Below are 24,227 nucleotides of genomic sequence, written 5' to 3' on the forward strand. Positions count from 1 at the left end.
CTGACGGCGCGAATCAGGGTCGAGTCAGGGGATCACCCCATCGCGGCCGATGCGCCGCCCGACCGACGATGAATGCATGACGAACACGACCACTGCGCCACCGGCTCCGCCGAGGCCCCACAGTGCTACCGAGCGATTCTTCGCGTGGGTCGCCCGCTTCGACCTCGTGCGCGGGTACGGCTGGATCGGCGGTGTCGCCGCCGGCATCGCCGCACGCATCGGCATCGACGTGCTCGTCGTCCGCGGCGTCCTCATCGTCGTCGGGCTCTTCGGGTTCCCCGTGCTCTTTCTCTACGGCGTCGCGTGGGCAGTGCTCCCTGACGCAAAAGAGCGAGTGCCGCTGCGCGACGCGCTCGAGGGACGCCTCGCATCGGCGCACGCGGGCATCGCGGCGGTCCTCCTTCTCGGGCTCCTGCCCGCGCCGGTCGGCGTTCTCGTCGGGACGGCGCCGTGGTGGTTAAGCGGTGGCGGTGGCTGGGGCGTCATCGGGCTGCTCTGGACGCTGTTCCTCGTCATCCTCACCGTCGCGTTCCTCGCGATTATCGTCCGCGCCGCGACCCGCGCAGGACTCACACCATCCGAGACCGCACCGCGAACGGCTTCCGCAGCGGCCTCGGACGCGCTCGCACAGCCGGTCGATTTGGGAACGACCGAGCACGCGGACGCCACCGGGACGGATGCCGCCGGCTTCGCGGCATCCGTCCCCTCTCCCTCACCTGAAAGAGAACTCGACGAGCTCGAGCAGTGGAAAGCGCAGCACGCCGCCTGGCGGGCGCAGGAGGACGCATGGCGCCGCGAGCAGCAGGACATCGCCCGTGTCGCGCGTGACGAGGCTCGCGCGGAGCGCCAGGCGCACGCCGAGGAGTTCGCCGCAGAGGCGGCCGAACGCCGTCGGATGCGGCGCCTCACGAAGCCGCGGACACCCGCGGCCTACGTCGGCACGACGATCGGCGTCGCCGTCATCGTCGGCGCTGTCGTGGGGCTGGGGGAGCGGATCGATGTCGCCCTCGCCCGGGGCGCGTTCGCTGCGCTCGCCGTCATCGCCGCGGCCATGGTCGTCGCGGGCGCGCTGCGCTGGCGGAGCGGGTTCCTCGCGTTCATCGCCATCGTAACCCTCATCGTGGGTGTGGTGGCGACCGCGGTGCCGGTGCGCGACAACCTGCGCATCGGGTCGTACGCGGTGTCGAATCTCGCCGACGCGACGGGCTCATCGGACGACACGGTGCGGCAGCTCTGGGGTGACCTGTCGGTGTACCTCGATCCCGAGGGTGAGAGCGGATCGCTCGAGATCGAGAAGCGTGCCGGGACCACGTGGATTTCGGTGGATCCCGGTGTCGAACTCCGGCTCACAGCAGACATCGCCGACTCGGTCGGGATCTGGGTCAACGAGGACCACTCCTCCGACTACTTCCTCGGCGACGACCCACGCGCCACGACGACCACCGGCGCGGACGGACGCCAGCGCATCTCCGCGACGCTCGTCTCGGGCGACCGGACGACCGCAGTGCAGACCATCGACCTCAGCCAAGACGCAGGGTCGATCATCATCTGGATCACGCCGCCGCGGGGCGACGCAGCAGACAGGATGGGCAACTGATGAGTGACAACACGACCGAGCTTCTCGACCTCACCGAAGCGGATGCCACGCCGCCGACCGAACCGCAACAGCGTGCGCGAGTGCGGTGGGCGGGCATCGTCTGGGGGCTCGTGCTTCTCGCCTGCGCGGCCGGCGGACTCTGGCTCGTCTCCGGATCGGACGCGCTCAACGCGCTGCAGGACTGGCTGTTCGAGCTCCAGGTGAGCGCCGCGATCGCCTACGCCATCCTCGGCATCGGCGCGTTCGTGCTCGTCTGCGGCCTCATCGGCCTGCTGCGTCGCGCCCAGCGAGGCCGCGAGCGGCGCTGAGCGCGGCGTCGGGCGTCGGGAACGGATGCCACGGCGCTGATCACTTCACCGCGGCATCCGTCCTCCAGCGTCAGGACGCGGTGACCGACGCGCTCCACGTCACGCCGAAGCGGTCGGTGAGCATGCCGAATCCGGCGCTCCACGCCGAGGCTGCGAGCGGCTCGACGATGGTCGCATCCACAGCGAGGGCGTCCCAGTAGCCCTGCAACTCCTCGAGCGAGTCGGCGCTCAGCGAGACGAAGACGGCCTGGTCAGTCACGGTCGTGTGCTGTTCGCGACGCGTCGATCCGCCGCCGGCGATACCGCCGTCGGTTTCGCCGGGGATGTCGTACCCCATCACGCGGAAACCGTTCTCGGCGATGACGAGGCCGAACACGACCTTGTCGGCACCGGGTGCCGCGGCCGGCATGCCGAAGTCCGCGTACGTGTTGACCACGAGGTGGCCGCCGAACACCGAGCTGTAGAACTCGAGCGCCTCGCGTGCGTCGCCGCGGAAGTTCAGATGGGTGGTGGTCTGGATGGTCATGTCTGCTCCTCGATTCGGTGGCCGATCCTGGCCACTGATCAAGCGTTTCGCACGTATAGGTCAGTTCATGTCCTAAACCAGATCTAGATTGGGAACATGTCGACCACGACCACCCGGCTGCTGGCTTTGCTGTCGCTCCTGCAGACGCCGCGTGAATGGCCAGGCTCAGTCCTGGCGTCCCGGCTGGGTGTCAGCGATCGCACGTTGCGGCGTGACATCGAGCGGCTGCGAGAGATGGGCTACAGCATCCATGCGACGCTGGGACCGATCGGCGGGTACCGGCTCCAAGCGGGCAGCGAGCTGCCACCGCTCCTGTTCGACGACGACCAGACCGTCGCGGTCGCCGTCGCGCTGCAGACCGTCTCGGTGTCGGGCGTGGGGATCGAGGATGCCGCCATCCAAGCGCTCGCGACCATCCGCCAGGTCATGCCATCCCGGTTGCGACATCGATTGGACGCGCTCGACGTCATCTCATCGACGGTGAGACCGGGACAGGCTGCCGGGATGCGAGTGGATCCCGATCTGCTGATCAGTCTCGCGAAGACGATCCGGGTCGCCGAGGTGCTCCGGTTCGACTACGCGCCGCGTGGCGCCGCGCGGCCGGAGGACGCCGCGCTTCCACCCCGTCGAGTCGAGCCGCACCACATCGTGACGGCGCAGGGCAGTTGGTACCTCGTCGCGTGGGATCTCGAGCGCGACGACTGGCGGCTGTTCAGCGTCGACCGGATCACGCCGCGTATCCCGACCGGACCGAGGTTCGCGCCGCGTGAGGTGCCCGGCGGGGACCTGAACGAGTTCGTGTCCGCGCGCTTCAAGGGCTCCGACGTGAACGAGTGGGCGTGCCGCGGATCGGTGATCCTCGACCTCCCGATCCGCAAGGTGCTGCCGTTCGTCGGCGACGGGACCGCGCGCGCGTACGGTGACGACCGGACGCTCCTCGAGGCGGGCTCGTGGTCGTGGGGATCGCTCGCGGCATCGTTCGGCCGGTTTGAAGTGCCGATGCAGGTCGTCGGCCCGCCGGAACTCGCCGAAGCCTTCGCAACTCTCGCGGAGCGGTACGCGTCGACCGCAGCGAGCTGAGCGCAGCGGTGGTGTTCGGGCGGGTGTTCGTCATCGTGCCTCGCTCGTCGGAGACCCCGCGGTCCGGACCGAGCCGTTCAGATGTCTTCCGCGCGCTTCTCGGAGGAGGCGTGATCGCGATCGCGAAGTCCATCTCGAACGCCGCGCCGGACGGCGAGGTATGTCACATAACTCCACACGGCGAGCATCGTCACTGCGACGATCGCTGTCGTCAGCGGGTCCATCACATCTCCAGTTCCATCGTCGGATGCAGCACGGGATCGGTGCGGCGAGCGTCCCGCTTCCTCGTCGTCCGTCCATGTCGCGAGCGGCAGAAGTCCCCACCATTCCAAACGCGGATTGTGGGATCGACCGAATCGCCGAATATGAGAGGGTCCTAAGACTGCGGCAACACTCCGGGGCTGGCCGATGATCTGTGCGTAGGCCATCGAGATCTGCGGACGTGGCATCCAGCGCTTCGAGGTAGGCGGGCAGTCGCCGGACTACGGTGAAGGTATGCGCCGCGCGATCCTTCCACTCGGTGCCATCGTTCTCTTCACGCTCGCGGGATGCGCCGGGGAACCAGGCGGTGTCGAGGTGCCGGAGGGGTACGAGAATCTCCCGTCGTGTGCGGGTGAGTCGCTCACCGTGGAGGTGCTCGCCGGCCGCGGTGAGCCGTGCGACCTCGCGGGCTCCAGCCTGACGTTGCCGAACGGGCGCGGCGTGGTGATCGGCGAGGTCGGCGTGACTCGCGGCATCGGCGACGCGTCGGACGTCGAGTACACGGTCGTGAACTGGGGCGTCCCGGGCGTCGGGGTGTACGAAGTCGAGGGGTCGGAGCTCGTCCAGACGTGGGGCAGCACTGACGAGGCCGAGCGGCTCATGCTCGAAGCTGCCGAAGTCGGCGGCATCCGCGTTCCAGGGGAGTAGCGCCGCGAGAAACCATTCGCGGCTCGAAACACCACCGCAGGGATGGTTTCTCGCGCAGGAGTGGTTTCTCGGCGGAGCCGCGGCCACCCGTTCCGAGCGCGCCCAAAGCGAGGACCGGTAGCGTTGGGTCGTACCAACCGGACACCTGCACCGATTCAACACAGGGACCCCCATTGACTGAGATCCAGCGCCAGAGCTTCGACGCGCCCGGCCGCGCCATTCCGTTCATCGACGAGGGCGAGGGGCCCGCGCTGGTCCTCGTGCCCGCACAGGGCCTCGACATCGCCTACCTCGGCGGCCTCGCGAGCATCCTCGAAGAGGAGGGCTTCCGGATCATCCGCATCGGCTCACGTCGCCCGGGTGATGCTCCCGTCACGATGCACGACCTCGCGCAGGACGTCGCCGACGTGCTCGACTCCCTCGAGGTCACCGCCGCATGGATCGGCGGTCACGCCTTCGGCGGCGCCGTCGCCCGCACCTTCGCGCTCGACTTCCCCGGCCGCGCGCTCGGCGTGCTCATCCTCGGCGTCGAGGGCACCCGCCCGGTCGACGATGACGCCGCGCGGGCCGTGCAGGTCGCGTTCTCCGCGCCGGTCGACACCGACGACCGCGACGCGATCTCGGTCCTCGTCGGCGAGGGTATCGACCTGGATGCCGCGTGGAGCGTCTTCGCCGGCTCGCGCGACCACGCCGTTGAAGAACTGCAGAGCGCGGCGCTCGCGTCGACGCCCGTCGCCGAGTGGGCCTCGCTCGCCCAGAACCTGCCGATCCTGATCATCCAGGGCGCCGACGACCGCATCACGGTGCCGACCGCCGGTGACGACCTGCAGGCGACCGCGCCCGACCGCGCGAGCGTCGTCCGCCTTCCGGGCGCCGGACACCTGTTCCCGATGACGCACCCGGGCGAGACCGCGTTCCAGATCGAGGACTACCTGGGATGGGACTGACCATGCGCCGCCTCCGCGCCGGGCTCCTCGGCATCGCCCTCGCTGCCGTCGCCGTCGTGGGTGTCGCCGCACCGGCATCCGCTCACGACGAGCTCATCGGCAGCACCCCGGCCTCGGGCGAGCAGCTCGACGCCGCGCCGGTCGAGGTCGTGCTGACGTACTCGGCCGCGATCGCGACCGAAGGTGCAGCCGTGACGGTCGTCGACGCCGAGGGCACGGAGTGGGCGGCAGGCGAGCACGTCATCGAGACGAACACCCTCTCCTTCCCGCTGAAGGCCGACATGCCCGAGGCCGGCTACCTCATCGAGTGGCGCGTCGTGTCGAGCGATGGCCACCCGATCAGCGGCACAATTCCGTTCGCCGTCGGCGACGCCGAGCCGTTGACCGAAGCGCCGACGGATGCCACGCCGACGCAACCCGCGGGAAGCGACGCGAGCCTCACCCTCGCCATCACCGGCATCGCCTTCGGCGTCGTCGTCATCGGTCTCGTCGTGATCCTCGTCCTCGCCCGCCGCAAGCGCGCGAACGGACCTGCGAACCAGGACTGACCGCACCGAACCAACGCAGACACCGCAACGACCCCCGACCCATCAGGGCCGGGGGTCGTTCGTGTGAGGGGTCACACCGTCTGTGCGGCGTGCGGGCCCTCCTCGATCTCTTCGATCACCTTCGCGTTGAACGCGGGCAAGTCGTCGGGCGTGCGGCTCGAGACGAGCCCGGCGTCGACGATCACCTCGGCGTCTTCCCAGACCGCGCCGGCGTTGACCAGGTCGGTTCGCAGGCTCGGGTAGCTCGTGAGCTTGCGGCCGCCGAGCACGTCGGCCTCGGCGAGAATCCACGCCGCGTGGCAGATCGCCGCGACCGGTTTGTGCTGCGCGAAGAAGTCACGCGTGAACCGCACCGCGTCGGCGTCGAGCCGCAGGTGGTCGGCGTTCACGACGCCGCCCGGCAAGACGAGGGCGTCGAATGTGCCGGCATCCGCTTCAGCAGACGTGATGTCGACCGATTGCTCGTGGCCGTTCTTGCCCGAGATCGGATCGGATGCCGGAGCGACCATCACGACCTCCGCACCGGCGTCGGCGAGGGCGCCCCACGGCGAGGTCAGTTCGCTGTCTTCGAATCCATCGGTCGCGAGGAACGCGACGCGCTTTCCGGTGAGAGTGCTCATGCCTCCGACGCTAGGTTCGCGACCCCGACGCGCCGGAGGGGGTTGACCGCGGCCCACACTGCGGCTACCGGGCGTAGCATGGCGTGCATGGCCACCTCGAACCTCCCCGCCCCGACCCTGCAGCCGATCGTCACCGACGACAAGAACCTCATCGAGGTCGTCGACGAAGGCGCGTCCTGCTGCGGCGGCGGGTGCTGCAGCACCAACTGATCGCAGTAGCGCAGACGTGAAGAGCCGCCCCGAGGGGCGGCTCTTCGTCGTTGTCCGGCTGGCTCAGTGACCGGCGCCCACGGGGGCGTCCGGGTTATCGGCCGGCTTCTTGATCAGGAACGCGCCAACCAGCAGCGGGATCGCGATGATCGCCGAGATGAGGAACGCCATGTGCGTGCCGGCGGCACCGGCGGCAGCGGCATCCACTCCGTCGGCGACCTGCGCCGCGGTGATCGACGTCATGACGGTCACCATGACCGCGATGCCGGCGGCACCGGCGACCTGCTGCACCGTGTTGACGATCGCCGAGCCGTACGAGACGAACGCCTTGTCGAGCGAGCCGAGGGCTGCGGTGAACAGCGGCGTGAACGACATCGCGAGCCCGAGCGACAACACCGTCTGCGCCACGACGACCGCCCAGACCGCGACGTTCTCGTCGAACGTCGTGAACATCCACAGTGTGCCGACGACGAGGACGGCGCCGGGGATGAGGAGCACCTGCGTGCCCTTCGCGTCGTAGATGCGGCCGATGAAGGGAGCTGCGACACCCATGAGGATCGCACCGGGGAGGACGGCGAAGCCGGCCGCGGTCGACGACATCCCGAGGACGTTCTGCATGTAGAGCGGCAGGACGATGATCGTGCCGAAGAACGCCATCGACATGATGGTCGCCTGCAGGATCGACAGCGTGAAGTTGCGGCTGCGGAACACGCGCAGGTCGAGGAGTGCGTCGTCGATCTTCTGCAGGCGCAGCTGACGCCGCACGAAGAGGGCGAGCGCGACCACGCCGATCGAGATCGGGACGATCAACATCATCGGCGACGGCGCCGCGGCGTCGTGCGAGGTCGAACCGCCGTGGCCACCGCCGATCTGGCTGAGGCCGTAGACGAGCCCGCCGAACCCGAATGCGGACAGCACGACCGAGAGCAGGTCGAGCGGTGCGTGCGTCTGCTCGCCGAGGTTGTGGATCCACTTCGCGCCGACCGCCAGCGCGACGAGTGCGATGGGCAGGACGACGCCGAAGGTGATGCGCCAGCTCAGCGCCTCGCTGATGACGCCCGACATCACCGGGCCGATCGCGGGGGCGAAGGAGATGACGATCGAGACGCGGCCCATCATCCGACCGCGCGACTGCGGCGGCACGATCGTCATCAGCGTGGTCATCAGCAGCGGCATCATGATCGCCGTGCCGGACGCCTGGACGACGCGTGCACCGACGAGCACCGGGAAGGCGGGGGCGATCGCCGCGATGAGCGTGCCGAGCGAGAACAGCGACATCGCGGTCACGAACACCTGACGGGTCGTGAACCGCTTGATGAGGAAGCCGGTCGTCGGGATGACGACGGCCATCGTCAGCATGAACGCCGTGGTGAGCCACTGTGCGTCGTTCTCGGTGACGCCGAGGTCTTCGGCGACGTGCGGGATCGCGACGCCCATCGTGGTCTCGTTGAGGATCGCGACGAACGCGGCCGCGAGCAGCAGCCAGACGACGCGGCTCTCCTCGGGGCGAAGCATCGGAGCCGGGGAAGTGCGGACGGAATCGGTCAAAGAGTGGCTCCTGGGAAGTGTCGAATCCGAGTGTCGTGGCGACGTGTCGCGTGGGCGTGCGGCGACACCGCCGACGCAAGCTTTCAAGCCTAACGAATGCTGGGAGCCGTCCATTCCTGGAACGGGCGAATTGGTCCACCGGATCCTGCACGGGTTTACGGTGGACGACGTGAGCATGCGCGGACCCGGTGGTGGGCGACACGGGTTCCGCGCTGTCGACGAGGAGGCGCAGCGGCGGAGCAACGCCGAGGCCCCGCGCGTGCCGAACCTCGGCCGGCGCGTCGTCGCGCTGTTCCGTCCCTATCGAGCCCGTCTCGCCGTCACCGCGACCCTCGTCGTCGCCGGCGCCGCGTTGGGTGTCATCCCACCGCTGCTCGTGCAGCGTGTGTTCGACGACGCGCTGTTCCCGCTCGATGGATCCGAACCGCGGATGCCGCTCCTCGCCGCCCTCGTCGGCGTGATGATCGGCTTGTTCGTCCTCTCGGCCGTGCTCGGCATCGCGCAGACCTGGCTCACCTCGACCGTCGGCAACCGCGTCACCGGTGATCTCCGGGTGCGCCTGTTCGAGCACCTCCAGGCGATGGACCTCGCCTTCTTCACCCGCACCAAGACCGGCGTCATCCAGTCCCGGCTGCAGAACGACGTCGGTGGGGTGTCGGGCGTCCTCACCAACACGGTCACGAGCGTGCTGGGGAACACCGTCACCGTGGCATCCGCGGTCGTCGCGATGCTCCTCATCGACTGGCGCCTCACGATCATCGCGGTCATCCTCATGCCGCTGCTGGTCGCGGTCCAGCGGCGCGTCGGGCAGGTGCGCGCGCGCATCGCCGGTCAGACGCAGGAGTCGCTCTCCGAGCTCAGCGCCATCACGCAGGAGACGCTGAGCGTCTCCGGCATCCTGCTGTCGAAGTCGTTCAACCGCCAGCGTGCCGAATCGGCTCGGTACGCGGCCGAGAATCGCACGCAGATCGGTCTGCAGGTGCGGCAGGCGATGAGCGGGCAGGGCTTCTTCGCCGTCGTGCAGGTCATCATGGCGTCGGTGCCGGCGGTCATCTACTTCGTCGCGGGGTTCTTCATCACCGGCGACGGGTCATCACTGTCAGCCGGTGCGATCGTCGCGTTCACGACCGTGCAGGCGCGACTGCTCATGCCGCTCATGGGCCTCATGCGCGTCGCCCTCGACCTGCAGACGTCGCGCGCGCTGTTCGCCCGGATCTTCGAGTATCTCGACCTGGTGCCGGCGATCAGTGATCGAGCCGACGCGATCGCGGTGGCCGATGCGCCCGGGCCGATCGGGCGCGTCGAGTTCCGCGACGTGTCGTTCCGCTACCCGGATGCCGCACCCGACACCCGTGCCACGCTCGACGGCGTGTCGTTCGTCGCTGAGCCGGGTCGCCATGTCGCGTTCGTCGGCCCGTCCGGCGCCGGCAAGTCGACGATCCTGTCGCTCGCGCCGCGGCTGTACGAGGCAACCTCGGGAGCGGTGCTGTTCGCGGGCGAGGACGTCCGTGCGCTCCGCCGGGAGTCGATCATCGATCACGTGGGGCTCGTCTCGCAGGAGACGTACCTGTTCCACGCGACGATCCGAGAGAACCTTCGGTATGCGAGACCCGATGCGACGGATGCCGAGATCGAGGCCGCCTGCGTCGCGGCGAACATCCACGACGCGATCGCCGGGTTCGAGCTCGGCTACGACACGGTCGTCGGCGAGCGGGGCTACCGCCTCTCGGGCGGCGAGAAGCAGCGCATCGCGATCGCACGGGTGCTACTGAAGGATCCGCCGGTGCTGCTGCTCGACGAGGCGACATCGGCGCTCGACACCGTGTCGGAACGGGTCGTGCAGACGGCCATCGATGCGGCCGCACGAGGACGGACGACGCTCTCGATCGCCCACCGCCTGTCGACGGTGGTCGGCGCCGACGTCATCCACGTCGTCGACGGCGGCCGCATCGTCGAGTCGGGCACGCACACGGAGCTCCTCGCGTTCGGCGGCCTCTACGCCGACCTCGCGGCCCAGCAGCTCGCCGCCGGGCGTCTCGACGGGGTCTAGGCGACCGTCACCAGAGCCGTGCGGCGCCCAGCAGGGGAGCGGATGTCGCGTCGAGCACGAGCTGCTCGCGCTCGGCACGGGCGCCGAGTTCGCGGACGAAGTCGCCGACCGCGCGCCGGTAGGCGTCGTCCACGTGCGCCCGGGCGATGCGGACGAGCGGCGGCGTGTCCATGTCGAGGATGAGCCGCACGCGGGATGCCGCGGCGCCCCGGTGTCCGCCGGCGTCGAGCACCGCGAGTCCGCCCCGGAGCCCGTCGAGGTAGTCGTGCAGGACCGGGACCGCAGCCTTGTGCTGCGTGATCGACGACCCGTCCGCGCGCTCCCGCCAGTGCACGACGACGTCGGGGACCACGTCGATCCCGCGGGCCTTCGTGTAGAGCAGCTGCGCGACGACTTGGTCTTCGTACGCGCGACCCTCGGTGAAGCGGATGCCGCCCCGTCGCCACAACTCGATGCGGCTGACCTTCGACCAGGCGACGATGTTCCCCGAGACGTCGGGGTGGTCGGTGAGCGTCGCACCGCTGCGTGCGGGGTCGGTGGCCGCCGACACCCACGGTTGCACGACGCCGGGGGAGTACCCTCCGTCGACGTCTGGGCGGAGGCGGACGTACGCGCCAACCGCGATGTCGCTGCCGCTGTGTTCGAGCGCCCCGACGAGTGCCGCCAGCGCGCCGGGCAGCATCACGTCGTCGGCGTCGAGGAAGCCGACGAACGGCGTCTCGACGAGATCGAGCGCGACGTTGCGCGCGGCGCCGAGCCCGCGCGCAACGTCGTGGCGGACCAGCGTGAAGCGGTCGTCCGAGGCGGCGGCATCCGCGAAGATCTGGGCCGTCTCGTCGATCGAGCCGTCGTCGACCAGGATCGCGTGCCAGCGCTCGAGCTGCTGCGCGCGAAGCGACGCGATCGCCTCGGCCGCGAAGGCGCCGACATCGCGACCGGGCACGATGACGGTGACGATCGGGCTGGACATCATCGCGATCGTACCGCCGCGACGGCAGCGGCGACCGCGTCGGCGACGGGGGATGCGTCGCCCGCGACGTGGTGGCCGAATGTGAACCGGACGGCGGTCTGCGCCACCTCGGGGGCGACGCCGAGTGCGACGAGCACGTGCGACGGCTCGTCGCTGCCGGCGGCGCACGCCGACCCGCTCGACGACACGACGCCGCGGCGTTCGAGTTCGAGCAGCACCGCTTCGCCCGAGACACCTGCGAACGTGAAGCTCGCGGTGCCGGGCAGCCGGTGCACCGGGTCGCCGGTGAGTGACGCCTCGGGGATGAGCTCGAGCACGCGGGCGGTGAATCCATTGCGGAGCGCCCCCACGCGGGCTGACGTCTCTTCACGCTCCGTCTCGGCAAGTTCGAGCGCCACCGCCATCGCGACGGCGCCGGCGACGTGCTCGGTGCCGCTGCGGCGTCCGCGCTCCTGGCCGCCGCCGTGCAGCAGTGGTTCGAGCGGGATCCGACCGCGGATCGCCAACACGCCGGTACCGTGCGGCGCGCCCAGCTTGTGGCCCGCGACCGACAGCGCATCGGCACCCGTCCCGGCGAGCGGCAACCAGCCGGCGGCTTGCACCGCGTCGAGGTGCAGCGGCACTTTGCCAACCACCGCGGCGATCGCCTCGACGTCCTGCACCGTCCCGACCTCGTTGTTCGCGTACCCGACGCTCACGAGCACGGTCTCGTCCCGCATGGCCGCGCGCACCTCGTCCGGGTCGATCCGCCCGGTGGGGTCCACCGGCACCCGCGTCACCGACGCTCCGTGCACGCGTTCCAGGTACTCGCACGACGCCAGCACCGATTCGTGCTCGATCGGCGACGTGATGATGTGGGGACGGATGCCGCGCCCCAGCGCCGCCGCAATTGCGATGCCCTTGATCGCCAGGTTGTTGGCCTCGGTGCCACCCGAGGTGAACACGATGTCGCCAGGACGCATCCCGAAGACGTGCGCCACACGACGCCTGGCGTCGTCGAGGGCCGCGGCCATGTCTTCACCGACGGTGTGGTGGCTCGACGCGTTGCCGTGGCGCTCGCCCAGGAACGGGAGAATCGCGTCACGGACCTCCGGGCGCACCGGCGCGCTGGCGGCGTGGTCGAGGTACAGCATCAGCCCGCGATGTCGACGTCGAGCCCCAGGTCGAGGGCCCGGGCCGAGTGTGTCAGCGCGCCGACCGAGATCACGTCGACGCCGGTCTCGGCGATCGAGCGGACCGTCTCGAGTGAGACCCCGCCGGACGCCTCGACGGTGGCGCGCCCCGCGATGTGCGCGACGCCCGCGCGCAGGTCGTCGAGCGAGAAATTGTCGAGCATGATCGTGCCGACGCCGGCGGCGAGCACCGCGTCGAGCTGATCGAGGCGATCCACCTCGACCTCGATGTGCGTCGTGTGGGGGAGGCGCGCCTTCGCGGCCAGCAGGGCCTCGGTCACCGAGAGGCCGGCCCGCGTGAGCACCGCGAGGTGGTTGTCCTTCGCCATCACGGCATCCGACAGCGAGAACCGGTGATTGTGACCGCCGCCGCTGCGCACGGCGTGCCGCTCGAAGGCGCGCAGGCCCGGCGTCGTCTTTCGGGTGTCGACGATGCGCGCACCGGTGCCGTCGACCGCCGCGACGTACGCGGCGGTGAGGGTCGCGATGCCCGAGAGCCGCTGTGCGAAGTTCAGGCCGATGCGCTCCGCGGTCAGCACGGCGCGAGCCGGCCCCGTTGCGACCGCCAGGACGTCGCCGGGTGCGAACGCCGTGCCGTCAGTGGCTCGCACCTCGACCTCGGTCGCCGCGTCGGTGAGGTGGAATGCGGCGGCGAACACGTCGCCGCCGCTGAACACGCCGGGTTCGCGCGGCACCAGCACGGCCGTCGCCGTCGCCTCGGCGGGAATGAGCGCCTCGCTCGTGATGTCGCCCCACGGGGCGTCCTCGGCGAGGGCTGCCGCGACGACCCGGTCGATGACGGCGGTGGTGAGCATCAGGCTGCCCCTTCCAAGGCGTGGGCGGCGTCGACCGCGTCGATCCGGGTGTGTGCGCCGACGGATGCCGGGCGCGCGAGCGCCGCCTCGACGACGAGCGCGGCGAGTTGACGGAGGTTTTCGTCCTCCCGTTCGCGCACTGTGGCGCCGGCGCGGAGAGGGACGGCCGCCTGCGCGAGTGCGTGCGCCGCGCGACGCAGTCCGTCGGTGGTGCGCTGGACGCCCACCGCGTCCCACATCAGCTGCTGGAGCTCGCCGCGGCTCATCAAGGTCGTTCCGACGCTTCGGGCGAGGCGCCGCGCGGCTGCGCGCGGGACCGGCCACGCGGTATCCCCATCGCGCGCGACCGCGGCGCCGACGCGCGCCCCGAAGACGGCACCCTCGAGCAGCGAGTTCGAGGCCAACCGGTTCGCGCCGTGCACGCCGGTGCGGGCGACCTCGCCGGCCGCGTATAGCCCGGGCACGCTCGTCCGGCCGTCGAGGTCGGTGACGAGGCCGCCCATCAGGTAGTGCGCCGCAGGCGTGACCGGGACTGGCTCACGGGCCCAGTCGAGCCCGCGCTCGCGCATCGCCGCGTCGATCGTCGGGAACCGGTGGGCGAGGAATGCCGCCCGTTCGGCGGCATCGACGCTGTGCACCTCGGTCGCATCGAGGACAACCGGACGCCCGTCCTGCCGTGCCATCGCTTCGGTGATTGCGCGGGCGACGACGTCGCGCGGCGCGAGTTCGCCGTCGGGGTGCACGTCGAGCATGAAGCGGTGGCCGCGCGCATCGCGCAGCACTGCGCCTTCGCCGCGGACCGCCTCGGAGACCAAGAACGCGGCCCCCACGGCCAGCACGGTCGGGTGGAACTGCACGAACTCGAGGTCCTGTACCGCAGCGCCCGCGCGCACACCCGCGGCGACGCCGTCACCGGTCGCGACGGCCGGGTTCGTCGTGTGCGCGTACAGCTGCCCTGCGCCGCCGGTGGCGAGCACCACGGCATCCGCGTCGAGGCGGGTCGGGGTGGTCGCATCGCCCAGCAGCACGTCGACGCCGCACGCGCGTCCGCCGCGGGTGACGACGTCGACGAGGAAGGCGTGCTCGAGCACGCGGATGCCGCGCGAGGCCGCGACCAGCGCACGCTCGATCGCCGCGCCCGTCGCGTCACCGCCGGCGTGGAGGATGCGCGGGTAGGAGTGGGCGGCTTCGAGTCCCTTCACCCATTCGCCGTGCTCGTCACGGTCGAAGATGACGCCCAGGTCGACGAGCTCGCGGATGCGCGCGGGGCCCTCAGAGACGAGCACCGAAGCGGCATCGGGGTCGGTGAGCCCGGCGCCGGCGGCGACCGTGTCGGCCAGGTGGTCGGCGAGGCGGTCGTCCGCGAACATGACGCCCGCGATGCCGCCCTGCGCGTACCGCGTCGCCGAGGCGTCCACCGTCGACTTCGTCACGATGGTCACCTCGCAGCCGCCGGCTGCGGCGTGACGCGCGGCGGTCAGGCCGGCGATGCCCGACCCGACGACCACGACGCGGGTCACGGCTTGGCCGCCAGCATGCGTTCGAGCGCGATGCGCGCGGGGTCGGCGACGTCGGCGGGCACCGTGATGCGGTTGTGCACCTCGCCCGCGACGAGCCCCTCGAGCACCCACGCGAGGTACCCCGGGTGGATGCGGTACATCGTCGAGCACGGGCACACGACCGGGTCGAGGCAGAAGATCTCGTGCTGCGGGAACTGGGCCGCGAGGCGCTGCACGAGGTTGATCTCGGTCCCGATCGCGAAGGTCGTGGGTTCGGATGCCGCGGCGATGGCCTTGCGGATGTAGTCGGTCGAGCCCGCTTCGTCGGCGGCATCCACCACGTCCATCGGGCACTCCGGGTGCACGATCACGCGCACGCCGGGGTGCTCGGCCCGGGCGGCGGCGATCTGGTCGACCGTGAACCGGCGGTGCACCGAACAGAAGCCGTGCCACAGGATGACGCGGGCGTCCTCGAGCTGCGCCTCGGTCGAGCCGCCGAGCGCCTTGCGCGGGTTCCACATCGGCATCTGCTCGAGCGGGACGCCCATCGCCTTGGCGGTGTTGCGGCCCAGGTGCTGGTCGGGGAAGAACAGCACGCGACGGCCGCGGGCGAAGGCCCACTCCAGGACGGTCCGCGCGTTCGACGACGTGCAGACGATGCCGCCGTGCCGACCGACGAATCCCTTGATCGCGGCCGAGCTGTTCATGTAGGTCACCGGAATGACGGGCAGGAGGCCGTCGGCGTCGGGCGTCTCCATATCGCCGTAGACGTCGGCGAGCTGCTCCCAGCACTCCTCGACCTGGTCGATGTCGGCCATGTCGGCCATCGAACAGCCGGCGGCGAGGTTCGGCAGGATGACGGCCTGCTCGGGGCGCGACAGCAGGTCGGCCGTCTCGGCCATGAAGTGCACGCCGCAGAAGACGATCGCCTCGGCGTCGGGGTGCTCGAGCGCGGCGTTCGCGAGCTGGAATGAGTCGCCCACGTAGTCGGCGTGGGTCACGACCTCTTCGCGCTGGTAGAAGTGTCCGAGCACGACGACGCGGTCGCCGAGCGTCTGCTTCGCCGCGACGATGCGCGCGGCGAGCTCCTCCTCGTCGGCCTCCCGATACTCGGCCGGGAGCTGTCCCTGGCGAGGTGCGCCGGTCGGGATGACGTCGCCCATCGACGAGCCGGGACCGTAGCCGGGCCGGGTGTCGAAGGTCCACGGCGAGGCGGCGAGGTCGGTGTTGCAGGTCTCGGCCGTGGTCTCGCCGGCGACGATCGCCTGGATCTCGTGATCGACGGAGGGGTCGATCGGGCGGGGCTGCAGTGTGATGAGGGTCGCGGACATCTCGGGGTCCTTCAGTGAGGGAGCGGGCCGCGTTCGGCCAGCTCGACGTCGTGGTTGTAGCGGTAGAGCCGCGCGGGTCGGTGACTGCCGGTGCGGAAGTCGTCGGTCGGGATGAGGGTGCCGGAGTTCTCGACCTGGCGGCGGAAGTTCGCCGGATCGAGGCGTTTGCCGAGGATCGACTCGTACACCTCGCGGAGGTCGGCGAGCGTGAAGTGCGAGGGCAGGAAGCCATGCGCGATGCGGCTGTAGCCGACCTTGTTACGCAGGCGCCACAGTGCGTAGTCGACGATCTGGGTGTGGTCGAACGCGAGCTCGGGCAGCTCGCTCACGTCGAACCACTCGACGTTGTGCTGCTCGGCGGCGCGGGCGACGTCCTCGCGGACGAGGGCCCAGTAGACGATCGACACGACACGCTCGGGGGAGCGGCCGATGTCGCCGAAGGCGTAGAGCTGCTCGAGGTAGCTGGGCGCGAGGCCGGTGGTCTCGGCGAGGGTGCGCGACGCCGTGGCGTCGAGGTTCTCCGCGGCATCCACCCATCCGCCCGGGAGCGCCCATTGGCCCTCGTGCGGGTCGCGGGTACGGCGCACGAGCGGGAGGACGATGCGGCCGTCTCGCTGGCTGAAGATGACCGTCGAGACGGCGACGCGGATGCCGCTGTCGGCTGGGGTGATAGGAGTTATGGTCATGATGACGTGAACCTCGGAATGATCTTAGGGTCACTGTGACATGAAGTGCAAGTTGCGGCGCTTCACAGGTGCGCGACCGTACGCTGATCGAGAGGGGCCGACTGCGGTCCCGCGCTCAGGAGGACGCCCGTGCTCATCGTCGACATCATCGTGGTGCTCGTGCTCGTCGCGGCGCTCCTCGGTGGACTTCTGCGGGGTCTCGTGGCGACCGCGGGCACGCTCGTCGGCGTCGTCCTCGGCGTGATCGCCGCGCTCTGGCTGACACCGCTCATCGCCCCGACGTTCGCGACCTGGGAGTACCGGAGCCTCGTCCTCGCGATCATCACGATCGCGATCATCGTCCTGCTCGCGAGCATCGGCACGGCCGTCGGTGCACGGCTGCGCCGCGGCGTCGACCGCGCCAAGCTCGCCCCACTCGACCGCATCCTCGGCGGCGTGGTCAACCTCGCCGCCTCGGCGGTGGTCGTCGTCCTCTTCGCCGGCTCGATCGTGAGTTCGGGCATGCCCGTCGTCGCGCCCGCCGTCGCCTCGTCGCGCGTCATCGGCGCGATCGACGCGATCACCCCGCCCGCCGTCGACTCCGCCCTCGCCGAGTTCCGCGGGTTCATCGTCGAAGAGGGCATCCCGCGCTTCGGCGAGCTCCTCGCACCCGAGGTCGAACCGACGGCACCGCCGGTCTCGCTCGACGATCCGGAGCTACAGGATGCCGCGGCATCCGTCGCCCGCATCAGCGGCAACGCGTACGCGTGCGGTGCGTCGCTCACCGGCTCCGGCTTCGTCGCCGCTGCCGACCTCGTCGTCACGAACGCGCACGTCGTCGCCGGCGTCGACACTCCGCTCGTCGAGCTGCCCGGCCAGGCCGCCCGTGAAGGCCGCATCGTCTACTTCGACCCGATCGACGACCTCGCCGTCATCGCGGTTGACGACCTCGCGGCCGAGCCGCTCGCGATCGTCGAGCCGGTCGAGGCGGGCACCCCGGTCGCGGTGCAGGGCTACCCGCTCGGCGGGCCTTTCACGAGTGGCGGCGCATACGTGCTGTCGGTCGGCAACGCGATCGTCGCCGACATCTACGACGACGGCACGGCACCCCGCGAAATCTACGCCCTCGAGGCAGATGTCCGTCCCGGAAACTCGGGCGGACCGCTGCTGACGCAGGACGGCGAGGTCACCGGTGTCGTGTTCGCCCGCGGCGACGACGATGAGCAGCGCGGCTACGCCATGACGACGAACGAACTCGCGCCCGCGCTCGAGGTCTCGCCCGACGCCGACGCGGTCTCCTCCGGCGCCTGCACCGGCTGATGCCCGGCACGTGCACCGGCTGACGGCGGGCACGCCGCACTGGTAGGCTCGCGACAAATCGAAGACCGGACCATCACGTCGTCTCGGGAGAAGTCGTTCGCGGCTGCCGAAGGAGCAATCCCTCCCCGGAATCTCTCAGGCCCCTGTACCGAGCCGACACGGTCACTCTGAAAAGCGGTACCCGCGTGGTACCCGCCGACGGGGCAAGCGAGCAGTGCTCGTGAAATCTCTCAGGCCTATGACAGAGGGGGAGGAACTCACCGCATTCCGCTGCGCCGTCAGGAGTTCCCCGTGTTCTATTCGTCCCACCATTCGCCACCGGCGACCCTCACGAACGCGCCGTCATGAGCATCGGCGTCTTCGACCTGTTCACGGTGGGGATCGGGCCCAGCAGCTCGCACACCGTCGGGCCGATGCGCGCGGCATCCGATTTCATCTCCCGAGTGGATGCCGCCCGCGTCACGCGGCTGCAGGTCGACCTCTACGGGTCGCTCGCCGCAACCGGCCGCGGCCACGGAACGCTCGGCGCGGTGCTCCTCGGTCTCGAGGGGTTCCGGCCCGACGAGATCCTGCCCGAACAGGTCGACGAGCGCCTCGCCGCGATGCGTGAGTCCGGCCGACTCCGCGTCGGCGGCGTCACCGAGCTTCCGTTCGCCGAGGACGACATCGTCCTGCACCCGCTCACCGAACTCCCCGGTCACAGCAACGGCCTGCGCCTGCAGGCCTGGCACGGCGATGTGCTGCTCGACGACGCGGTCTACTACTCGACCGGAGGCGGCTTCATCACACGCGACGGCGAGACCGCCGCGCAGGCGGTCGACGTGCCGGTGCCGTTCCCGTTCGAGACGGCGGCCGAGCTCCTCGCGCACTGCGAGCGCGAAGGCTTGTCGATGGCCGACGTGCAACTGCGCAACGAGGAGTCGACGCGCTCGGATGCCGAGATCCGAAGTGGCATCCACACCCTGGCCGACGTCATGGCGGCATGCGTGGCCTCGGGAGCCGCTCGCGAGGGAGTGCTCCCCGGCGGACTGAAGGTCGCGCGCCGCGCGCCGGCGTGGCACGCGCGGCTCGTCGCATCCGACCCGACCGGCCACGATCCCGCGCTCTGGCAGGAGTGGGTGAACTTCGTCGCCCTCGCGGTCAACGAGGAGAACGCGTCCGGCGGTCGCATCGTCACCGCGCCGACGAACGGCGCGGCCGGGATCATCCCCGCCGTCCTCCACTACGCGACCCACTACGCCGCCCCCGACCGCGCACGCGACGACGTGGCCGTCCCGTTCCTGCTGACCGCGGCGGCGATCGGTGTGCTCTACAAGGCGCGCGCCTCGATCTCGGGCGCCGAGGTCGGTTGCCAGGGCGAGGTCGGGTCCGCGTCGTCCATGGCCGCTGCAGGGCTCGCCGAAGTGCTCGGCGGGACGCCGCGGCAGGTCGAGAACGCCGCCGAGATCGCGATGGAGCACAACCTCGGTCTCACCTGCGACCCCATCGGCGGCCTCGTCCAGATCCCGTGCATCGAACGCAACGCGATCGGTGCCGCCAAGGCGGTCAACGCTGCCAAGATGGCGCTGTGGGGCGACGGCAGTCACCGGGTGTCGCTCGACGAGGTCATCGTCACGATGCGTGAGACCGGGCGCGACATGCACAGCAAGTACAAGGAGACGGCGCAGGGCGGCCTCGCCGTCAGCGTCGTGGAATGTTGAGGAGCCGATGACCGACCCCACCCCACAGCCCCGGCACTCGCCGCTGCACGAGGTGCACGCGGCGCTGGGCGCCTCGTTCACCGACTTCGGCGGCTGGCTCATGCCGGTGCGCTACACGTCCGACCTCGCCGAGCACCACGCGGTGCGGCAGGCTGCGGGCCTCTTCGACATCTCGCACATGGCGGAGTTCCTCGTCACGGGAACCGGCGCGGCCGCGTTCCTCGATTACGCCCTCGCCGGTCGCGTCTCGACGATGAAGGTCGGCAAGGCGAAGTACTCGCTCCTGCTGACGGACGGCGGCGGCGTCGTCGACGACGTCATCGTCTACCGTCGGGGCGACGAAGACTTCCTCGTCATCTCGAACGCGAGCAACCGAGCGGCCGTCGCCGCAGCCTTCGACGCTGTCGAGATCGTCGACGCGACCGTCGAGGACATCACCGATGCGATGTCGCTCATCGCCGTGCAAGGCCCGAACGCCCGCGCCATCCTCGAGCAGACCGCCGGCATCGAGGGGGTCGAGCCGGCCCTCGCAGACCTCGGCTATTACGCCTGGGCCGCAGGCACGTTCCAGGGTTCGCACCTCTTCATCGCACGCACCGGGTACACGGGCGAAGACGGCTTCGAGCTGATGATCCCGAACGGGCACGCCGCCGCCCTGTGGCAGGCGGTGACGGATGCCGGTGCCGCGCACGGCCTCGTCCCCGCCGGCCTCGCCGCACGTGACACGCTCCGTCTCGAGGCGGGCATGCCGCTGTACGGCCACGAGCTCGGCCTCGAGACCCATCCCGCGCAGGCTGGCCTCGGCCGGGTCGTGGCATCCGACAAGGAGGCCTTCGTCGGCAAGGACGGGCTCGCCGCCCGCGACCTGACCGATGCGCCCGTCCTCGTCGGCCTCGCCGCTGAGGGGCGCCGCGCCGGTCGCGCCGGCTACGAGGTGTTCGACGGCGACACGCGCGTCGGCGAGATCACCTCGGGCGCCCTCAGCCCCACCCTCGGCCATCCCATCGCGATGGCGTTCGTCCACCCCGCGGCATCCGCTTCGGGCACCACCCTGACCATCGACGTGCGCGGAACCCGCATCCCCGCGACCGTCATCGACCTGCCCTTCTACCGGAGACAGAAATGACCGATCTCACCGCCCTCTCCTACACCGCCGAGCACGAGTGGATCGCCTTCGACGGCGACATCGCGACCGTCGGCATCACCGACTACGCCGCCACCCAGCTCGGTGACGTCGTCTTCGTCGAGCTGCCCGCCGTCGGCTCCGCCGTCACGGCCGGTGCCGTCGTCGGCGAGATCGAGTCGACCAAGTCGGTCGGCGAGCTGTACGCCCCGCTCTCGGGCGAGGTCGTCGAGGTCAACGGCGCCGTCGTGGACGACCCGTCCTCGGTCAACGCCGGCGCGTTCGACGCCTGGCTCGTCAAGATCAAGGTCGACGGCACGCCCGACGGCCTGCTCGACCGCGACGCGTACGTCGCGCTGACGGGCGGCGAGGCGTGAGCTCGGCCTTCCGCGAACGTCACATCGGCACGGGTGCCGCCGCGCAAAAGCTCATGCTCGCCGCGCTCGGCTACGACTCCGTCGACGCGCTCGTGCAGCGCGCTGTGCCGGGCAACATCCACGACGCGCCCCGCGACAGCACCATCCCGTCCGCGGCCACCGAGGCCGAGGCGCTCGCGGAGCTCCGCGACCTCGCCGCGCAGAACCGCAGCGCACGGTCGATGATCGGGCTCGGCTACTACGACACGCTCACGCCGTCGGTCATCCAGCGGAACGTGCTCGAGAACCCCTCTTGGTACACCGCCTACACGCCGTACCAGCCCGAGATCTCGCAGGGCAGACTCGAGGCGCTCATCAACTTCCAGACGATGGTGACCGACCTCACCGGGCTCGCGACGGCGAACGCGTCGATGCTCGACGAGTCGACGGCCGTCGTCGAGGGCATGCTCGTCGCGCGGCGCGCGTCGAAGGCGGCATCCGACGTCTTCCTCGTCGACGTCGATGCGTTGCCCCAGACGAAGGCGCTGCTACACCACCGCGCCGCCGCGGTCGGCGTCGAGATCAAGGAAGTCGACTTCCGAGTCTGGTCGGATGCCGGCGGCCAGGCCGATCGCGCGATCCCCGACGCGTTCGGGGTGTTCGTGCAGTACCCGGGCGCGTCCGGCCGAGTGTGGGACCCGACGCCCGCGATCGCCGCGGTGAAGGAGCGGGGCGGCCTCGCGGTCGTCGCCGCCGATCTGCTCGCGCTGACACTCCTGCGCTCGCCCGGGTCGATGGGCGCCGACGTCGCCGTGGGGACGACCCAGCGCTTCGGCGTGCCGATGGGCTTCGGCGGTCCGCACGCCGGCTACATGGCCGTGCGTGCAGGCCTCGAGCGGCAGCTGCCCGGTCGTCTCGTCGGTGTCTCGATGGATGCCGCGGGTCACCCCGCCTACCGCCTCTCGCTGCAGACGCGCGAGCAGCACATCCGCCGCGAGAAGGCGACGAGCAACATCTGCACCGCGCAGGTGCTCCTGGCCGTCATGGCCTCGATGTACGCGGTCTACCACGGCCCCGAGGGGCTGCGTCGGATCGCCGAGGAGGTCACCGCGAAGACGTCGCTGCTGCGCGACTGGCTCGTCGAGGCGGGGAACGACGTCCTCGAGGACGCGTTCTTCGACACCCTCGTCGTGCGTGTGCCCGGCCGTGGCCAGGAGGTCATCGACACTGCGCGCGCCCGTGGGTACCAGCTGTGGTTCCGTGACCTCGACTCGGTCGGCCTGTCCGTCGACGAGACGACGACCGTCGCCGACCTGCATGCGATCGCCGCGGTGTTCGGCGTTGAGACGTCGAAGGTCTTCGTGCCGCTGCGCGACCGGAACGCCCACCTGCCCGAGGCGGTCCGGCGTACCGACGGGTACCTCACGCACCCGGTGTTCAACACGCACCGGTCCGAGACGGCGATGATGCGCTACCTCAAGCAGCTCGCCGACCGCGACTACGCGCTCGACCGGGGCATGATCCCGCTCGGGTCCTGCACGATGAAGCTGAACGCGGCGACCGAGATGGCCGCCGTCACCTGGCCCGAGTTCTCGCGCGTCCACCCGTTCGCGCCGGCCGACGACGTCGCCGGGTACCTCGTCATGATCGAACAGCTCGAGGGCTGGCTCGCTGAGGTGACCGGCTACGACGCGGTCTCCCTGCAGCCGAACGCGGGCTCGCAGGGCGAGCTCGCGGGCCTGCTCGCGATCCGCGGGTACCACCAATCGCGGGGCGACGTGCACCGCGAGGTGTGCCTCATCCCGTCGTCGGCGCACGGCACCAACGCGGCATCCGCTGTTCTGGCGGGCATGCGCGTGGTCGTCGTCGCGTGCGACGAGGCCGGCAACGTCGACCTCGACGACCTGCGCGCCAAGGTCGAGACCCACGCCGACAACCTCGCCGCGCTGATGATCACCTACCCGTCGACGCACGGCGTCTACGAGCAGGACGTCGTCGACATCACCGCGGCGGTCCACGCCGCGGGTGGTCAGGTGTACGTCGATGGTGCGAACCTCAACGCGCTGCTCGGCTTCGCGCGGTTCGGCGACCTGGGCGGCGACGTGTCGCACCTGAACCTGCACAAGACGTTCGCGATCCCGCACGGCGGTGGCGGGCCGGGCGTCGGGCCGGTGGCGGCCAAGGCGCACCTCGCGCCGTTCCTGCCGTCGCACCCGCTCGCGCAGCGTGCCGAGCACGCCGGCGGGTACGTCTTCGACGGCGGGCCGATCTCGGCAGCGCCGTACGGGTCCGCGTCGATCCTGCCGATCTCGTGGGCGTACGTCCGCATGATGGGTGCCGACGGGCTCCGGGCCGCGACGGGTGCTGCGGTGCTGGCGGCGAACTACGTCGCGAAGCGGCTCGAGGACCACTACCCGGTGCTGTACACCGGGGAGGGCGGGCTCGTCGCGCACGAGTGCATCCTCGACCTGCGTCCGTTGAAGGAGGCCACGGGGGTCACGGTCGACGACGTCGCGAAGAGGCTCATCGACTACGGCTTCCACGCGCCGACGATGTCGTTCCCGGTCGCGGGGACGCTCATGGTCGAGCCGACGGAGTCCGAGGACCTGCCCGAACTGGAGCGCTTCGTCGAGGCGATGATCGCGATCAAGGCCGAGGCGGATGCCGTGGCCGCGGGGGAGTGGCCCGCGGGAGACAACCCGCTCGTGAATGCCCCGCACACCGCGGAGTCGGTGATCGCCGGCGAATGGACCCACGCGTACCCGCGTGAGAAGGCGGTCTACCCCGTGCACACGCTCGTGCGCACGAAGTACTGGCCGCCGGTCCGCCGCATCGACAACGCCTACGGCGATCGCAACCTCGTCTGCGCCTGCCCGCCCATCGAGGCCTTCGCCTGACCCCGGGTGAGCCGCGCATTGCGCGGCTCACCCGGG

Annotated in this window: 22 protein-coding genes and 2 riboswitches; of the genes, 13 read left to right on the top strand and 9 right to left on the bottom strand. The window is 70.4% G+C overall.

Annotated elements, in window-relative coordinates; genetic code table 11:
• The first annotated feature begins 76 nt into the window (after window positions 1-76).
• Window positions 77-1,597 (top strand): PspC domain-containing protein, encoded by a 1,521-nt coding sequence (locus tag QNI14_RS03150; RefSeq protein WP_283714749.1) that lies wholly within the window; start codon window positions 77-79, stop codon window positions 1,595-1,597.
• Window positions 1,597-1,905, top strand: coding sequence for a hypothetical protein (locus QNI14_RS03155; protein ID WP_283714750.1), 309 nt, complete (start codon window positions 1,597-1,599; stop codon window positions 1,903-1,905). Before QNI14_RS03150 ends, QNI14_RS03155 begins: the two co-directional genes overlap by 1 nt.
• Window positions 1,906-1,975: 70 nt before the next feature.
• On the opposite strand, the gene QNI14_RS03160 is transcribed toward QNI14_RS03155, so the two are convergent.
• Window positions 1,976-2,431 (bottom strand): VOC family protein, encoded by a 456-nt coding sequence (locus QNI14_RS03160; RefSeq protein ID WP_283714751.1) that lies wholly within the window; start codon window positions 2,429-2,431, stop codon window positions 1,976-1,978.
• A 96-nt stretch (window positions 2,432-2,527) separates the two neighbouring features.
• Between QNI14_RS03160 and QNI14_RS03165 the strand changes: the two genes are divergently transcribed.
• From QNI14_RS03165 to QNI14_RS03180, 4 genes are all read left to right on the top strand, one after another.
• Window positions 2,528-3,511: a helix-turn-helix transcriptional regulator gene (locus tag QNI14_RS03165; protein WP_283714752.1), complete on the top strand. Its 984-nt coding sequence runs from the start codon at window positions 2,528-2,530 to the stop codon at window positions 3,509-3,511.
• Between the two features lie 495 nt (window positions 3,512-4,006).
• Window positions 4,007-4,420: a hypothetical protein gene (locus QNI14_RS03170; protein ID WP_283714753.1), complete on the top strand. Its 414-nt coding sequence runs from the start codon at window positions 4,007-4,009 to the stop codon at window positions 4,418-4,420.
• Window positions 4,421-4,593: 173 nt separating this feature from the next.
• Window positions 4,594-5,367: an alpha/beta fold hydrolase gene (locus QNI14_RS03175; RefSeq protein WP_283714754.1), complete on the top strand. Its 774-nt coding sequence runs from the start codon at window positions 4,594-4,596 to the stop codon at window positions 5,365-5,367.
• A complete protein-coding gene (locus QNI14_RS03180) occupies window positions 5,358-5,915 on the top strand; it encodes a copper resistance CopC family protein (protein ID WP_283714755.1) in 558 nt (185 codons plus the stop codon). The genes QNI14_RS03175 and QNI14_RS03180 overlap by 10 nt, the downstream gene beginning before the upstream one ends.
• A 71-nt stretch (window positions 5,916-5,986) precedes the next feature.
• Here QNI14_RS03180 and QNI14_RS03185 read toward each other — a convergent pair whose 3' ends face one another.
• Window positions 5,987-6,535 carry a type 1 glutamine amidotransferase domain-containing protein gene (locus tag QNI14_RS03185; protein ID WP_283714757.1) on the bottom strand — a complete coding sequence of 183 codons (549 nt, stop codon included), beginning with the start codon at window positions 6,533-6,535 and terminating at the stop codon, window positions 5,987-5,989.
• Window positions 6,536-6,622: 87 nt separating this feature from the next.
• Between QNI14_RS03185 and QNI14_RS03190 the strand changes: the two genes are divergently transcribed.
• On the top strand, window positions 6,623-6,745 hold the full coding sequence (locus QNI14_RS03190; RefSeq protein ID WP_283714759.1) for a hypothetical protein: 123 nt from the start codon (window positions 6,623-6,625) through the stop codon (window positions 6,743-6,745).
• Between the two features lie 63 nt (window positions 6,746-6,808).
• Here the strand turns inward: QNI14_RS03190 and QNI14_RS03195 are convergent, their stop codons facing one another.
• Window positions 6,809-8,260, bottom strand: a complete 1,452-nt coding sequence (locus QNI14_RS03195) for an MDR family MFS transporter (RefSeq protein WP_283714881.1) — start codon at window positions 8,258-8,260, stop codon at window positions 6,809-6,811.
• A 208-nt stretch (window positions 8,261-8,468) separates the two neighbouring features.
• Between QNI14_RS03195 and QNI14_RS03200 the strand changes: the two genes are divergently transcribed.
• Window positions 8,469-10,343: an ABC transporter ATP-binding protein gene (locus QNI14_RS03200; RefSeq protein ID WP_283714882.1), complete on the top strand. Its 1,875-nt coding sequence runs from the start codon at window positions 8,469-8,471 to the stop codon at window positions 10,341-10,343.
• A 7-nt stretch (window positions 10,344-10,350) separates the two neighbouring features.
• On the opposite strand, the gene QNI14_RS03205 is transcribed toward QNI14_RS03200, so the two are convergent.
• From QNI14_RS03205 to QNI14_RS03230, 6 genes are read right to left on the bottom strand one after another with little or no spacing between them, the layout of a single operon-like run.
• Entirely contained in the window at window positions 10,351-11,313 is a 963-nt protein-coding gene (locus QNI14_RS03205; protein WP_283714760.1) for a glycosyltransferase family 2 protein, read from the bottom strand.
• Window positions 11,313-12,446 carry a cysteine desulfurase family protein gene (locus QNI14_RS03210; RefSeq protein WP_283714762.1) on the bottom strand — a complete coding sequence of 378 codons (1,134 nt, stop codon included), beginning with the start codon at window positions 12,444-12,446 and terminating at the stop codon, window positions 11,313-11,315. The genes QNI14_RS03205 and QNI14_RS03210 overlap by 1 nt, the downstream gene beginning before the upstream one ends.
• Window positions 12,446-13,300, bottom strand: a complete 855-nt coding sequence (nadC, locus tag QNI14_RS03215; RefSeq protein ID WP_283714763.1) for a carboxylating nicotinate-nucleotide diphosphorylase — start codon at window positions 13,298-13,300, stop codon at window positions 12,446-12,448. The genes QNI14_RS03210 and nadC overlap by 1 nt, the downstream gene beginning before the upstream one ends.
• Window positions 13,300-14,820, bottom strand: coding sequence for an L-aspartate oxidase (nadB, locus tag QNI14_RS03220; protein ID WP_283714764.1), 1,521 nt, complete (start codon window positions 14,818-14,820; stop codon window positions 13,300-13,302). The genes nadC and nadB overlap by 1 nt, the downstream gene beginning before the upstream one ends.
• Window positions 14,817-16,130 carry a quinolinate synthase NadA gene (gene nadA, locus QNI14_RS03225; RefSeq protein WP_283714765.1) on the bottom strand — a complete coding sequence of 438 codons (1,314 nt, stop codon included), beginning with the start codon at window positions 16,128-16,130 and terminating at the stop codon, window positions 14,817-14,819. The genes nadB and nadA overlap by 4 nt, the downstream gene beginning before the upstream one ends.
• 11 nt (window positions 16,131-16,141) lie before the next feature.
• On the bottom strand, window positions 16,142-16,816 hold the full coding sequence (locus QNI14_RS03230) for an NUDIX hydrolase (RefSeq protein ID WP_283714767.1): 675 nt from the start codon (window positions 16,814-16,816) through the stop codon (window positions 16,142-16,144).
• 129 nt (window positions 16,817-16,945) lie between these two features.
• Here QNI14_RS03230 and QNI14_RS03235 point away from each other — a divergent pair, with 129 nt between their 5' ends.
• The 5 genes from QNI14_RS03235 (at window position 16,946) to gcvP (ending at window position 24,191) form a co-directional block, all read left to right on the top strand.
• Window positions 16,946-18,115 (top strand): MarP family serine protease, encoded by a 1,170-nt coding sequence (locus tag QNI14_RS03235; protein WP_283714768.1) that lies wholly within the window; start codon window positions 16,946-16,948, stop codon window positions 18,113-18,115.
• 74 nt (window positions 18,116-18,189) lie between these two features.
• Window positions 18,190-18,276, top strand: a riboswitch (glycine riboswitch).
• Window position 18,277: 1 nt separating this feature from the next.
• A riboswitch (glycine riboswitch) is annotated at window positions 18,278-18,370 on the top strand.
• An 89-nt stretch (window positions 18,371-18,459) separates the two neighbouring features.
• Window positions 18,460-19,815 (top strand): L-serine ammonia-lyase, encoded by a 1,356-nt coding sequence (locus QNI14_RS03240; protein WP_283714769.1) that lies wholly within the window; start codon window positions 18,460-18,462, stop codon window positions 19,813-19,815.
• Window positions 19,816-19,822: 7 nt separating this feature from the next.
• On the top strand, window positions 19,823-20,941 hold the full coding sequence (gene gcvT, locus QNI14_RS03245; protein ID WP_283714770.1) for a glycine cleavage system aminomethyltransferase GcvT: 1,119 nt from the start codon (window positions 19,823-19,825) through the stop codon (window positions 20,939-20,941).
• The gene (gene gcvH / locus QNI14_RS03250) at window positions 20,938-21,315 is read left to right on the top strand and encodes a glycine cleavage system protein GcvH (protein WP_283714771.1); all 378 of its coding nucleotides are present in this window, start codon (window positions 20,938-20,940) and stop codon (window positions 21,313-21,315) included. Before gcvT ends, gcvH begins: the two co-directional genes overlap by 4 nt.
• Window positions 21,316-21,368: 53 nt before the next feature.
• The gene (gcvP, locus tag QNI14_RS03255; RefSeq protein ID WP_430539237.1) at window positions 21,369-24,191 is read left to right on the top strand and encodes an aminomethyl-transferring glycine dehydrogenase; all 2,823 of its coding nucleotides are present in this window, start codon (window positions 21,369-21,371) and stop codon (window positions 24,189-24,191) included.
• The last annotated feature ends 36 nt before the right edge of the window (window positions 24,192-24,227 follow it).

This window comes from Microbacterium dauci (assembly GCF_030065535.1).
GTDB classification, from domain to species: Bacteria; Actinomycetota; Actinomycetes; order Actinomycetales; family Microbacteriaceae; genus Microbacterium; species Microbacterium dauci.